At 55.1% G+C, this 13,362-nt stretch carries 13 protein-coding genes; all 13 read left to right on the top strand.

Annotation, left to right across the window (positions count from 1 at the left end):
• The 13 genes from yidC (at window position 1) to atpG (ending at window position 13,334) form a co-directional block, all read left to right on the top strand.
• Window positions 1-1,683, top strand: coding sequence for a membrane protein insertase YidC (yidC, locus tag QN399_RS16715; RefSeq protein ID WP_322177113.1), 1,683 nt, complete (start codon window positions 1-3; stop codon window positions 1,681-1,683).
• A 79-nt stretch (window positions 1,684-1,762) separates the two neighbouring features.
• Window positions 1,763-3,133: a tRNA uridine-5-carboxymethylaminomethyl(34) synthesis GTPase MnmE gene (gene mnmE, locus QN399_RS16710; protein ID WP_330201279.1), complete on the top strand. Its 1,371-nt coding sequence runs from the start codon at window positions 1,763-1,765 to the stop codon at window positions 3,131-3,133.
• Window positions 3,134-3,713: 580 nt separating this feature from the next.
• The gene (gene mnmG / locus QN399_RS16705; protein WP_322177111.1) at window positions 3,714-5,606 is read left to right on the top strand and encodes a tRNA uridine-5-carboxymethylaminomethyl(34) synthesis enzyme MnmG; all 1,893 of its coding nucleotides are present in this window, start codon (window positions 3,714-3,716) and stop codon (window positions 5,604-5,606) included.
• Window positions 5,607-5,611: 5 nt separating this feature from the next.
• Window positions 5,612-6,247, top strand: a complete 636-nt coding sequence (gene rsmG / locus QN399_RS16700; protein ID WP_322278481.1) for a 16S rRNA (guanine(527)-N(7))-methyltransferase RsmG — start codon at window positions 5,612-5,614, stop codon at window positions 6,245-6,247.
• An 18-nt stretch (window positions 6,248-6,265) separates the two neighbouring features.
• Window positions 6,266-7,057, top strand: coding sequence for a ParA family protein (locus QN399_RS16695; RefSeq protein WP_219063386.1), 792 nt, complete (start codon window positions 6,266-6,268; stop codon window positions 7,055-7,057).
• A gap of 9 nt (window positions 7,058-7,066) precedes the next feature.
• Window positions 7,067-7,948, top strand: coding sequence for a ParB/RepB/Spo0J family partition protein (locus QN399_RS16690; RefSeq protein ID WP_322177110.1), 882 nt, complete (start codon window positions 7,067-7,069; stop codon window positions 7,946-7,948).
• Between the two features lie 146 nt (window positions 7,949-8,094).
• Window positions 8,095-8,502 (top strand): F0F1 ATP synthase subunit I, encoded by a 408-nt coding sequence (locus QN399_RS16685; RefSeq protein ID WP_219063388.1) that lies wholly within the window; start codon window positions 8,095-8,097, stop codon window positions 8,500-8,502.
• A 16-nt stretch (window positions 8,503-8,518) separates the two neighbouring features.
• Window positions 8,519-9,388 carry a F0F1 ATP synthase subunit A gene (gene atpB / locus QN399_RS16680; RefSeq protein WP_322218696.1) on the top strand — a complete coding sequence of 290 codons (870 nt, stop codon included), beginning with the start codon at window positions 8,519-8,521 and terminating at the stop codon, window positions 9,386-9,388.
• A 133-nt stretch (window positions 9,389-9,521) separates the two neighbouring features.
• Window positions 9,522-9,779 carry a F0F1 ATP synthase subunit C gene (atpE, locus tag QN399_RS16675; RefSeq protein WP_019694395.1) on the top strand — a complete coding sequence of 86 codons (258 nt, stop codon included), beginning with the start codon at window positions 9,522-9,524 and terminating at the stop codon, window positions 9,777-9,779.
• A gap of 58 nt (window positions 9,780-9,837) precedes the next feature.
• Entirely contained in the window at window positions 9,838-10,308 is a 471-nt protein-coding gene (locus tag QN399_RS16670; RefSeq protein WP_322177108.1) for a F0F1 ATP synthase subunit B, read from the top strand.
• Between the two features lie 12 nt (window positions 10,309-10,320).
• A complete protein-coding gene (locus QN399_RS16665) occupies window positions 10,321-10,857 on the top strand; it encodes a F0F1 ATP synthase subunit delta (RefSeq protein ID WP_322177107.1) in 537 nt (178 codons plus the stop codon).
• A 21-nt stretch (window positions 10,858-10,878) separates the two neighbouring features.
• Complete coding sequence (gene atpA / locus QN399_RS16660) at window positions 10,879-12,423, top strand: F0F1 ATP synthase subunit alpha (protein ID WP_322177106.1); 1,545 nt, start codon at window positions 10,879-10,881, stop codon at window positions 12,421-12,423.
• A 50-nt stretch (window positions 12,424-12,473) separates the two neighbouring features.
• Window positions 12,474-13,334, top strand: a complete 861-nt coding sequence (atpG, locus tag QN399_RS16655; protein WP_219063393.1) for a F0F1 ATP synthase subunit gamma — start codon at window positions 12,474-12,476, stop codon at window positions 13,332-13,334.
• Window positions 13,335-13,362: the final 28 nt, after the last annotated feature.

Below are 13,362 nucleotides of genomic sequence, written 5' to 3'. Positions count from 1 at the left end.
ATGGATATAAAACGCACGATCCTGATCGTCGCCCTGGCAATCGTGACTTATGCCGGGGTCCTGAAATGGAACCAGGACTATGGTCAGGCTGCCCTGCCGACTCAGAGTGTTGCTGCCAGTACCACCGCTTCGGGTATACCGGATACGGCGACTGGTTCGAATGCTTCTGCAAGTGCCGATGTTCCGAGCGCCAACACTGACGCCGCTGCTCCGACTGAAACACAAGTCGCCATCAGTAAAGATCTCATCCAGGTAAAAACGGATGTGCTCAATCTGGAGATCGACCCGGTAGGTGGTGATGTCGCACAGTTGCGGTTGCCCCTTTATCCACGACGCCAAGACCATCCGGAGATTGCGTTCCAGCTGTTCGATAACGGCGGCGAGCGGACTTATCTGGCACAAAGCGGGCTGACAGGTACCAACGGTCCGGATGCTCGTGCATCAGGTCGGCCTGTTTACACCAGCGTACAAAAGACTTATCAACTGGCCGATGGTCAGAATGAACTGGTCGTTGACCTGAAGTTCACAGATGCCGGCGTCAATTACATCAAGCGCTTTACCTTCAAGCGCGGCCTGTACGATCTGGGTGTCACCTACCTGATCGACAACCAGAGCGGTCAGCCATGGGCTGGTAATCTGTTTGCACAACTCAAGCGTGACTCGAGTGGCGATCCGTCTTCGACCACCGCGACCGGTACGGCGACTTATTTGGGCGCCGCATTGGGTACACCTGCTGAACCCTACAAAAAAGTGTCGATGAAAGACATCGACAAAGCCGCGCTAAAAGAAACCGTTCAAGGTGGCTGGGTAGCCTGGTTGCAGCACTACTTCGTGACTGCCTGGATTCCGAACAAGAACGACAGCAATGTCATGCAGACGCGTAAAGACAGCCAAGGCAACTACATCATCGGCTTCACTGGCCCTGTTTTGACCGTTGCTAGCGGTGCAACCGCTCAAACCAGTGCCACTCTGTACGCGGGTCCAAAAAGCCAAGCGGTGCTCAAAGAGTTATCCCCAGGTCTGGAACTGACTGTCGATTACGGCATTCTCTGGTTCATTGCCCAACCGATCTTCTGGCTGCTGCAACATATCCACAGCCTGGTCAGTAACTGGGGTTTCTCAATTATCCTGCTGACCATGCTGATCAAAGGGATTTTCTTCCCTCTGTCGGCAGCCAGCTACAAATCCATGGCCCGCATGCGTGCCGTCGCACCGAAACTCGCGGCGTTGAAAGAACAGCATGGCGATGACCGGCAGAAAATGTCGCAAGCTATGATGGAGCTGTACAAGAAAGAGAAGATCAACCCGTTGGGTGGTTGCTTGCCGATTCTTGTGCAAATGCCGGTCTTCCTCTCGCTGTACTGGGTTCTCCTGGAAAGCGTGGAAATGCGTCAGGCTCCATTCATGCTTTGGATCACTGACCTTTCGATCAAGGATCCATTCTTCATCCTGCCTATCGTCATGGGCGCGACGATGTTTATCCAGCAGCGTCTGAACCCGACTCCGCCGGACCCGATGCAAGCAAAAGTAATGAAGCTGATGCCAATCATCTTCACCTTCTTCTTCCTCTGGTTCCCTGCAGGTCTGGTGCTGTACTGGGTAGTCAACAACTGCCTGTCGATCTCGCAGCAGTGGTACATCACACGTAAGATCGAAGCCGCTACCAAGAAAGCGGAAGCTTGATCTAACCTGTTAGTAAGTCATGCAAAGCGCCCCCTCGTGGGGCGTTTTGCTATCCGCTATTTGCCTAGAGAGCCTGGCCATGAACGTCCCTCGTGAAACCATAGCTGCGATTGCAACCGCCCAAGGCCGAGGTGGTGTGGGCATCGTGCGCATATCGGGCCCATTGGCAAGCAGTGCAGCGCAAGCAATCATCGGTCGTGAGCCAACACCGCGTTATGCCCATTACGGCCCGTTCAGCGATGAGACGGGGCAGGTGATCGATGAAGGCATTGCTCTGTATTTTCCTGGTCCGAACTCATTCACTGGCGAAGACGTGCTCGAACTTCAGGGACACGGCGGTCCCATCGTGCTGGATATGTTGCTGCAGCGCTGCCTGCAATTGGGCAGCCGGCTAGCTCGACCTGGGGAATTCAGCGAACGCGCGTTTCTCAATGACAAGCTCGATCTGGCGCAGGCTGAAGCGATAGCAGACTTGATCGAAGCCAGTTCCGCTCAAGCGGCACGTAATGCGCTGCGTTCTTTGCAAGGCGCCTTTTCCCGGCGTGTGGATAACTTGACGGAAAAACTGATCAATCTGCGGATCTATGTCGAGGCTGCTATCGACTTCCCCGAAGAGGAAATCGACTTTCTTGCCGATGGCCATGTGTTGAGCATGCTCGATTCGGTGCGCGAAGAGTTATCCACAGTCTTGCGTGAGGCCGGGCAAGGTGCGCTGCTGCGTGACGGCATGACGGTCGTTATTGCGGGCAGACCCAACGCTGGCAAATCGAGCTTGTTGAACGCGTTGGCCGGCAGAGAAGCAGCCATTGTTACCGAGATAGCGGGAACTACCCGGGATATCTTGCGCGAACATATCCACATCGATGGCATGCCGTTGCATGTGGTCGATACAGCCGGGTTGCGTGATACCGACGACAAGGTCGAGAAAATTGGCGTGGAACGGGCGTTAAAGGCGATTGGTGAGGCTGATAGGGTCTTGCTGGTCGTGGATGCGACTGCACCTGAAGCGAATGACCCGTTTGCCTTATGGCCTGAGTTTCTTGAACAGCGGCCAGATCCGGCGAAGGTCACGCTGATTCGTAACAAAGCTGACTTGAGCGGTGATCCCGTCATCCTGGAGCGCAGCATCGATGGCCACGTGACGATCAGCCTGAGCGCAATGGCCGCTGGTGAAGGTCTGGAACTGCTGCGCAACCATTTAAAAGAGTGCATGGGCTACGAGCAAACCTCTGAAAGCAGCTTCAGCGCTCGCAGGCGACATCTGGAAGCATTACGTCATGCCAGCACGTCGCTTGAGCACGGCCGTGCTCAATTGACCCTTGCCGGTGCCGGTGAGCTCCTCGCTGAAGATTTGCGTCAGGCACAACAGGCCCTGGGCGAGATTACTGGCGCTTTCAGCTCAGACGACCTGCTGGGGCGAATTTTTTCCAGTTTCTGTATCGGTAAATAACACTCCCTGCTTCACAGGAATGCGCTTGCCCGCGATAGCTGTGTACTGACACCACGCATCAAAGGATCGCTGGCAAGCCCGTTCCAACAACCAACCCCGCCGCTCATTTATCCAACTGAACAGAAATACTCTGGCCTCGGTTGCCTACCTGTACCTTTTTTTTAACAAGCAGCCTGCTTTTTTGTGGATTAAGCCCTGTGAATAACTGCCCCTCAGCTCGGTTGATAAGTAGGCCTAAAAACAGAGGATAAAGCGCCCTGTGGACAAGTACCTGTTTAATCCACAGGCTTAAACCACTTATCCAAGGGCCTCACAGGCACATGACCACAGACTTTTGAATCGCTGTACATATTGAATATAAAGGCCTGTAAGATTTTATCCACAGAAATGTAGCTCAGTAGAAATAAACATAAAAACAAAGATTTATAAATTTCTTTCTTTTTAATTTCTATATCTGCCAGTCATCCACAGCTGGTTAAATTTTGTGCACGAAGGTTCCTTCGTGGGGGGGAAGTCCCTATACTTGCCGACTGCCCTGATTTCCCATTCCTATTTCTCAAGAGCAGGCACGAGGTGCGTGGTGCAATTCCCTTCCCGTTTTGAAGTGATCGTCATCGGCGGCGGTCACGCCGGTACCGAGGCCGCACTGGCGTCGGCACGCATGGGTGCCAAAACCCTGCTGCTCACGCACAACGTGGAAACCCTCGGCCAGATGAGCTGCAACCCCGCAATTGGCGGCATCGGCAAAAGCCACTTGGTCAAGGAAATCGATGCCCTTGGCGGCGCCATGGCGATTGCCACCGACAAAGGCGGCATCCAGTTCCGTGTGTTGAACAGCCGTAAAGGTCCAGCCGTTCGCGCTACTCGCGCTCAAGCCGACCGCGTGCTGTACAAGGCGGCTGTTCGCGAAATCCTCGAGAATCAGCCCAACCTGTGGATATTTCAGCAAGCCTGCGATGACCTGATCGTTGAACAAGATCAAGTTCACGGTGTAGTGACACAGATGGGTCTGCGTTTCCTGGCCGACTCGGTTGTTTTGACGACAGGGACCTTTCTCGGTGGACTTATCCACATCGGGATGCAGAACTATTCCGGTGGGCGTGCGGGCGATCCGCCATCAATTGCCTTGGCTCAACGGTTACGTGAGTTACCGTTACGGGTAGGTCGCTTGAAAACCGGTACGCCGCCACGCATCGATGGCCGTTCGGTGGATTTCTCGGTGATGACCGAGCAACCAGGCGATACGCCTATTCCCGTCATGTCGTTCATGGGGTCCAAAGAGCAGCATCCTGCGCAAGTCAGCTGCTGGATCACCCATACCAACGCCCGGACGCATGAAATCATCGCGGCCAACCTTGATCGCTCGCCCATGTATTCCGGGGTGATCGAGGGTATTGGTCCACGTTATTGCCCATCGATTGAAGACAAGATTCACCGCTTTGCCGACAAGGAAAGTCATCAGGTCTTCATCGAACCCGAAGGACTGACCACCCACGAGCTCTATCCGAACGGCATCTCCACTTCACTGCCTTTCGATGTTCAGTTGCAGATCGTGCGGTCTATTCGCGGGATGGAAAACGCCCATATCGTTCGTCCTGGCTACGCCATCGAATACGATTATTTCGATCCTCGTGATTTGAAATACAGTCTGGAAACGAAAGTAATTGGCGGCCTGTTTTTCGCAGGGCAGATCAACGGTACGACAGGCTACGAAGAAGCCGCTGCCCAAGGTTTGCTTGCGGGTGCCAATGCCGCACTCCGCGCCCAAGGCAAAGACAGCTGGTGCCCGCGGCGCGACGAGGCGTACATCGGTGTACTGGTCGACGACCTGATTACCTTGGGAACGCAAGAACCCTATCGGATGTTCACGTCTCGAGCCGAATACCGGTTGATCCTGCGTGAAGACAACGCTGACTTGCGCCTGACCGAGAAAGGCCGTGAGCTGGGACTGGTCGACGATGCGCGTTGGGCGGCTTTCTGCACCAAACGTGAAAGCATCGAGCTGGAAGAACAGCGCCTGAAAAGCACGTGGGTACGCCCTGGCACCGAGCAGGGAGATGCTATCTCCGCGCATTTCGGCACGCCGCTGACCCACGAATACAATTTGCTCAACCTGCTGACACGTCCGGAAATCGATTACGCCAGTCTGGTAGCGATTACCGGTGATGGGTGTAGCGATCCACAGGTCGCCGAGCAGGTTGAAATCAAGACCAAATACGCCGGTTATATCGACCGTCAGCAGGACGAAATCGCCCGGCTGCGCGCCAGCGAAGACACCAAATTGCCAGAAGACATCGACTACGTTGGTATTTCCGGCCTGTCGAAGGAAATCCAGAGCAAGCTGGGGATAACTCGTCCGGAGACCCTCGGGCAGGCCTCGCGGATTCCTGGCGTCACCCCGGCGGCGATCTCGCTGTTGATGATCCATTTGAAAAAACGCGGCGCGGGCCGTCAGTTGGAGCAAAGCGCTTGAGTTCTATGGTCACCCCGCAACATGCCGAAGAGTTATCCCGAGGTGCCCAGCAACTCGGTGTCGACTTGAGCGACAGCCAACACAGCCAGTTACTGGCTTATCTGGCGCTGTTGATCAAGTGGAACAAGGCTTACAACCTCACGGCTGTACGCGACCCGGATGAAATGGTCTCGCGGCATTTGCTCGACAGCCTCAGCGTAGTGCCCTTCATCGCCGGCGATCGCTGGCTTGATGTAGGCAGCGGTGGCGGAATGCCCGGTATTCCGTTGGCGATCCTATTTCCTGAAATGAAAGTCACAGTGCTCGACAGCAACGGCAAAAAAACCCGTTTTTTGACTCAAGTGAAACTCGAGCTGAAGCTGGATAACCTGGAAGTTATCCACAGCCGTGTGGAAGCGTTCAAACCTGAGCTACCCTTCACCGGAATCGTTTCCCGAGCGTTCAGCAGTCTGGAAGACTTTACTGAGTGGACCCGGCACCTGGGCGACACGGATACGCGATGGTTGGCGATGAAAGGGCTGCATCCCGCCGATGAGCTGGTAGCATTGCCGACAGATTTTCACCTCGATAGCGCACAAGCCTTGACCGTTCCAGGTTGCCAGGGCCAACGTCATCTGCTGATACTGCGCCGCACGGCATGATTGGGAACACAAGCAAGAATGGCTAAGGTATTCGCGATAGCGAACCAAAAAGGTGGTGTGGGTAAAACCACCACCTGTATCAACCTCGCAGCGTCACTGGTCGCGACCAAGCGCCGTGTGTTGTTGATCGATCTCGACCCGCAGGGCAACGCCACGATGGGCAGCGGTGTGGATAAACACGCGCTTGAGTATTCGGTTTATGACCTACTGATCGGCGAATGCGATCTGGCCCAGGCCATGCAGTTCTCCGAACACGGCGGGTATCAGTTGCTGCCAGCCAACCGTGATCTGACGGCGGCCGAAGTGGTTCTGCTGGACATGCAGTTGAAGGAAAGTCGTCTGCGCAACGCTCTGGCGCCTATTCGCGAGAATTACGATTACATCCTCATCGACTGTCCTCCGTCGTTGTCGATGCTTACCTTGAACGCTCTGGTTGCCGCTGACGGGGTCATTATCCCCATGCAGTGTGAGTACTTTGCGCTCGAAGGGCTGAGCGACCTTGTGGATAACATCAAGCGCATCGCCGAGCTGCTCAACCCGCAGCTAAAGATCGAAGGCTTGCTGCGCACCATGTACGACCCGCGACTGAGTTTGATCAACGATGTTTCCGATCAGCTCAAAGAGCATTTCGGGGAACAGCTCTACGACACGGTCATCCCACGTAATATCCGTCTGGCTGAAGCACCGAGTTTTGGCATGCCGGCGCTGACGTATGACAAAACATCGCGTGGCGCCTTGGCCTACCTTGCCTTGGCTGGTGAGATGGTTCGCCGTCAACGTCGCAACTCGCGCACCGCTCAGGCAAATTAAGGAATCCGCATGGCCGTTAAGAAACGAGGTCTCGGACGTGGGCTGGACGCGCTCCTAAGCAGTCCGACCGTCAGTGCGCTGGAAGAACAGGCTGTTCAGGCCGATCAACGTGAACTGCAGCATTTGCCACTGGACCTGATCCAGCGCGGTAAATACCAGCCACGCCGCGACATGGACCCCCAGGCGCTTGAAGAGCTTGCTCTGTCGATCAAAGCCCAAGGCGTCATGCAGCCAATCGTGGTGCGTCCGATTGCCGACAAGCGCTTTGAAATCATTGCAGGTGAACGTCGCTGGCGTGCCGCCCAGCAGGCAGGGCTGGAAACTATTCCAGCCATGGTCCGCGATGTGCCCGATGAAACGGCTATCGCCATGGCATTGATCGAGAACATTCAGCGCGAAGACCTCAATCCTGTCGAGGAGGCGGTCGCTTTACAGCGTCTCCAGCAGGAATTCCAACTAACTCAGCAGCAAGTCGCGGATGCGGTGGGTAAGTCGCGCGTTACTGTGGCCAACCTGCTGCGTTTGATTTCTTTGCCTGAAGTCATCAAAACCATGCTGTCCCACGGCGACCTGGAAATGGGCCATGCGCGTGCATTGCTCGGTTTGCCCGAAGAACAGCAGGTTGAAGGGGCGCGACATGTTGTCGCACGCGGCCTTACTGTGCGCCAGACTGAAGCATTGGTTCGCCAGTGGTTGAGTGGCAAACCAGCCTCTGCCGGGTCCTCTGAACCGGTCAAATCCGACCCCGATATTAGTCGCCTGGAACAGCGCCTGGCCGAGCGCCTAGGCTCTGCGGTGCAGATTCGCCACGGTCAGAAGGGAAAAGGACAGTTAGTGATTCGCTATAATTCACTGGATGAGTTGCAGGGTGTCCTTGCTCACATTCGCTGAAACAATTGCTTTGTAGCGTGTAGTCGGAAATCACTACCTAACAGTTGAATAGGGGGTAAAGCGCCCCTATACTCTGCGCGCATTTTGTCGGCACAAATGATGCCAAGTTATTGATTTTGGCGGCCGGCATTCGAGGAGCAGTTGTGATGGAAAGCCGCACGCAAAACCGCCTGCCGTTCCATCGCTTGGCGGTTTTTCCGGTACTGCTGGCTCAATGTGTAGTCCTGCTGCTGGCAGCTTTGGCGCTGTGGCAGTGGCACGGAGTCGTAGCTGGGTACTCAGGCCTTTGCGGAGGTTTGATAGCTTGGCTGCCCAATTTGTATTTTGCTCATAAGGCGTTCCGGTTTTCCGGTGCTAGAGCAGCGCAAGCCATAGTCCGGTCTTTTTATGCCGGCGAGGCTGGCAAACTGATTTTGACGGCAGCGTTTTTTGCGCTGACCTTTGTAGGTGTGAAGCCACTGGCGCCGCTGGCTGTATTCGGCGTGTTCATGTTGACCCAGTCGGTCAGCTGGTTTGCTCCCCTGCTTATGAGAACAAGACTTTCGAGACCTTAGGGCGTTTGAGGCAACCATGGCAGCAGAAACCGCTTCGGGCTATATCCAGCACCACTTGCAGAACCTGACCTTTGGTCAATTGCCAACCGGCGGTTGGGGCTTTGCCCACTCCGCAGCTCAAGCCAAAGAAATGGGCTTCTGGGCTTTCCACGTCGATACCCTCGGCTGGTCGGTAGCATTGGGTTTGATCTTCGTATTGATTTTCCGCATGGCGGCTAAAAAGGCGACCTCTGGTCAGCCGGGCGCCCTGCAGAACTTCGTCGAGGTCCTGGTGGAATTCGTTGATGGCAGCGTAAAAGACAGTTTCCACGGTCGTAGCCCTGTCATTGCGCCATTGGCACTGACCATTTTCGTCTGGGTGTTCATGATGAACGCCGTCGACCTTGTACCGGTCGACTGGATTCCGAAACTGGCTGTCCTGATCACTGGCGACTCGCACATTCCGTTCCGTGCGGTATCGACGACAGATCCTAACGCGACCCTGGGCATGGCCTTGTCGGTGTTCGCGCTGATCATTTTTTACAGCATCAAGATCAAGGGCATCGGCGGTTTCGTCGGCGAAATGACCCTGCACCCATTCGGCAGCAAGAACATTTTTGTTCAGGCGTTGTTGATTCCGGTGAACTTCCTGCTTGAATTCGTGACGCTGATTGCCAAACCAATTTCGTTGGCACTGCGACTGTTCGGCAACATGTACGCTGGCGAGCTGGTCTTCATCCTGATCGCGGTTATGTTCGGCAGCGGTCTGCTCTGGCTCAGTGGCCTGGGTGTTGTGCTGCAATGGGCGTGGGCAGTTTTCCACATCCTGATCATCACCCTGCAAGCGTTCATCTTCATGATGCTGACCATCGTCTACCTTTCGATGGCTCACGAAGAGAACCATTAAGACTCGCCTGGCGTGTCTGATGACCCTCTTGCGTTGGTGAGAGGGTGCCCGGAAGGGCTGCTGTAAAAACGATTTTGCTTTACCGCTTTAATCTAAAAACCTAACCAATACGACGTAAAAGTCGGGAGGAAAGATGGAAACTGTAGTTGGTCTAACCGCTATCGCTGTTGCACTGTTGATCGGCCTGGGCGCACTGGGTACCGCAATTGGTTTCGGCCTGTTGGGCGGTAAATTCCTGGAAGGCGCAGCTCGCCAACCAGAGATGGTCCCAATGCTTCAAGTTAAAATGTTCATCGTCGCTGGTCTGCTCGACGCCGTGACCATGATCGGTGTTGGTATCGCTCTGTTCTTCACCTTTGCGAACCCCTTCGTTGGTCAACTGGCTCACTAATTACTCGGTTTTTCGAGTTGAGCAAGTGTGATGGACAACGAACGAGCGAGGTGTTGGCGTGAACATTAATGCAACCCTGATTGGCCAGTCCGTTGCGTTCTTCATTTTTGTACTGTTCTGCATGAAGTTCGTATGGCCTCCGGTCATCGCGGCTTTGCACGAACGTCAGAAGAAGATCGCGGATGGATTGGACGCTGCTAGCCGAGCAACTCGTGACCTGGAGTTGGCCCAAGATAAAGTGGGTCAGCAACTGCGCGATGCTAAAGCTCAGGCAGCTGAAATCATTGAGCAAGCAAAGAAACGCGGTAATCAGATTATCGATGAAGCCCGTGAACAGGCTGTTGTCGAAGCTGACCGTGTGAAGGCTCAGGCTCGGACCGAGATCGAGCAGGAACTGAACGGCGTCAAAGACGCGCTACGCGCCCAATTGGGCAGCCTGGCAGTCAACGGTGCCGAGAAGATCCTGGGTGCCACAATCGATCAAAACGCGCACGCGGAGCTGGTTAATAAACTGGCTGCTGAAATTTAAGCGAGGGCGATCATGGCAGAACTGACCACGTTGGCCCGACCTTACGCTAAGGCAGCCTTTGAGCACGCCCAGGCCCACCAGCAACTGGCCAATTGGTCAGCCATGCTCGGCTTGGCTGCAGCTGTGTCGCAAAACGACACAATGCAGCGCGTACTCAAGGCCCCGCGACTGACGAGCGCAGATAAGGCCACCACTTTTATCGAAGTGTGTGGCGACAAGTTTGATGTAAAAGTACAGAACTTCATTCATATCGTTGCCGAAAACGACCGTCTCCCGCTATTGCCGGAGATCGCCGCACTGTTCGACCTGTACAAGGCTGAGCAGGAAAAATCGGTTGATGTGGACGTCACCAGTGCTTTTGCATTGAACGAAGAACAGCAAGACAAACTCGCCAAGGTTCTCAGTGCACGGCTCGGCCGGGAAGTGCGCCTGCACGCTGCGGAGGATGCCACCCTTATAGGTGGTGTCATCATCCGCGCCGGCGACCTGGTTATCGATGGCTCAGTTCGTGGCAAACTCGCGCAACTGGCCGAAGCATTGAAATCTTGAGTTTGAAGGGGCAGCAGAGCAATGCAGCAACTCAATCCTTCCGAAATAAGTGAAATTATCAAGGGTCGCATCGACAAGCTCGATGTAACCTCCCAAGCCCGTAACGAAGGCACTGTCGTCAGCGTATCTGACGGCATCGTGCGGATTCACGGTCTGGCCGACGTCATGTACGGCGAGATGATCGAGTTTCCGGGCGGCGTCTTCGGTATGGCGCTTAACCTTGAGCAAGACTCTGTAGGTGCTGTGGTATTGGGCGCTTACACGACTCTGGCTGAAGGCATGAGCGCCAAGTGCACAGGCCGCATCCTCGAAGTTCCGGTTGGTCCGGAACTGCTGGGTCGCGTAGTCGACGCACTGGGTAACCCAGTTGACGGCAAAGGCCCTCTGAACAACGTCCTCACCGACGCTGTCGAGAAGGTTGCTCCGGGTGTGATCTGGCGTAAGTCGGTAGATCAGCCTGTGCAGACTGGCTACAAGGCTGTAGATGCCATGATCCCTGTCGGCCGTGGCCAGCGCGAGCTGATCATCGGCGACCGTCAGATCGGTAAAACCGCTCTGGCGATCGATGCGATCATCAATCAGAAAAACAGCGGCATCTTCTGCGTCTACGTGGCAATTGGTCAGAAACAATCGACCATCGCCAACGTGGTTCGCAAACTCGAAGAGAACGGCGCGTTGGCTAACACCATCGTCGTTGCTGCCAGTGCTTCCGAATCTGCTGCGTTGCAGTTCCTTGCTCCGTACTCCGGCTGCACCATGGGCGAATACTTCCGTGACCGCGGTGAAGACGCGCTGATCGTTTATGACGATCTGTCCAAGCAAGCAGTGGCTTACCGCCAGATTTCCCTGCTGCTTCGTCGTCCACCAGGCCGTGAAGCTTACCCAGGTGACGTGTTCTATCTCCACTCCCGTCTGTTGGAACGCGCATCGCGTGTTTCCGTAGAATACGTAGAGAAGTTCACTAACGGTGCAGTAACCGGCAAAACCGGTTCCTTGACCGCACTGCCGATCATCGAAACCCAGGCTGGCGACGTTTCCGCGTTCGTTCCGACCAACGTGATTTCGATCACCGACGGTCAGATCTTCCTGGAATCGGCCATGTTCAACTCCGGGATTCGTCCTGCTGTGAACGCCGGTGTTTCGGTATCCCGTGTGGGTGGTGCCGCTCAGACCAAGATCATCAAGAAGCTTTCCGGTGGTATCCGTACCGCTCTGGCTCAGTACCGTGAATTGGCGGCATTCGCCCAGTTCGCTTCTGACCTGGACGAAGCCACTCGCAAGCAGCTTGAGCATGGTCAGCGCGTTACCGAGCTGATGAAGCAAAAGCAATACGCGCCGATGTCTATCGCTGATATGTCGTTGTCCCTGTATGCCGCTGAACGTGGCTTCCTGGTGGACATCGAGATTCCAAAAATCGGCAGCTTCGAGCAGGCTCTGATTGCTTACTTCAACCGCGATCTCGCCGATTTGATGGCGAAGATCAACGTGAAGGGTGACTTCAATGACGAAATCGACGCTGGCCTCAAAGCCGGTATCGAGAAGTTCAAGGCCACCCAAACCTGGTAAGCCGCAGCGGGGGCCGAGAGGCTCCCGCTTGCTAACCTGATAGGTGTTACATGGCAGGCGCAAAAGAGATTCGCAGTAAGATTGCGAGCATCAAAAGCACGCAAAAGATCACCAGCGCCATGGAAAAAGTGGCGGTCAGCAAAATGCGCAAGGCTCAAATGCGTATGTCCGCTAGCCGTCCTTACGCGGAGCGCATCCGCCAGGTAATCGGACATCTGGCCAACGCCAACCCGGAATACCGCCACCCGTTCATGATCGATCGCGAAGTAAAGCGTGTTGGTTATGTCGTTGTGAGCAGTGACCGTGGTCTGTGTGGCGGCTTGAATACCAACCTGTTCAAGGCTTTGGTCAAGGACATGGCGGTAAACCGTGAAAACGGCGTAGAGATCGATCTGTGCGTGGTCGGCAGCAAAGGTGCGGCATTCTTCCGCAACTTCGGCGGTAACGTCGTCGCTGCGATCAGCCACTTGGGCGAAGAGCCGTCGATCAATGACTTGATCGGCAGCGTCAAGGTGATGCTGGATGCCTATCTGGATGGCCGTATTGATCGCCTGTCCGTGGTATCCAACAAGTTCATCAACACCATGACGCAACAGCCAACGGTGGAGCAGTTGATTCCGCTGGTGGCAACCCCGGATCAAGGACTCAAGCACCACTGGGACTATCTCTACGAACCCGACGCCAAAGAGCTGCTTGACGGCCTGATGGTGCGCTACGTGGAGTCGCAGGTGTACCAGGCGGTGGTCGAGAACAGCGCAGCTGAACAAGCCGCGCGGATGATCGCAATGAAGAACGCCACTGATAACGCCGGTGATTTGATCAGCGATTTGCAACTGGTCTACAACAAGGCGCGTCAGGCTGCGATCACCCAAGAGATCTCGGAAATCGTCGGCGGCGCTGCCGCGGTTTAACGGTTCAAATATTCAGAGGATCCAGCTA

It is taken from the genome of Pseudomonas sp. 10C3, assembly GCF_036346185.1.
Classification (GTDB): domain Bacteria; phylum Pseudomonadota; class Gammaproteobacteria; order Pseudomonadales; family Pseudomonadaceae; genus Aquipseudomonas.
This window is presented reverse-complemented; position numbering and strand designations above follow the sequence as displayed.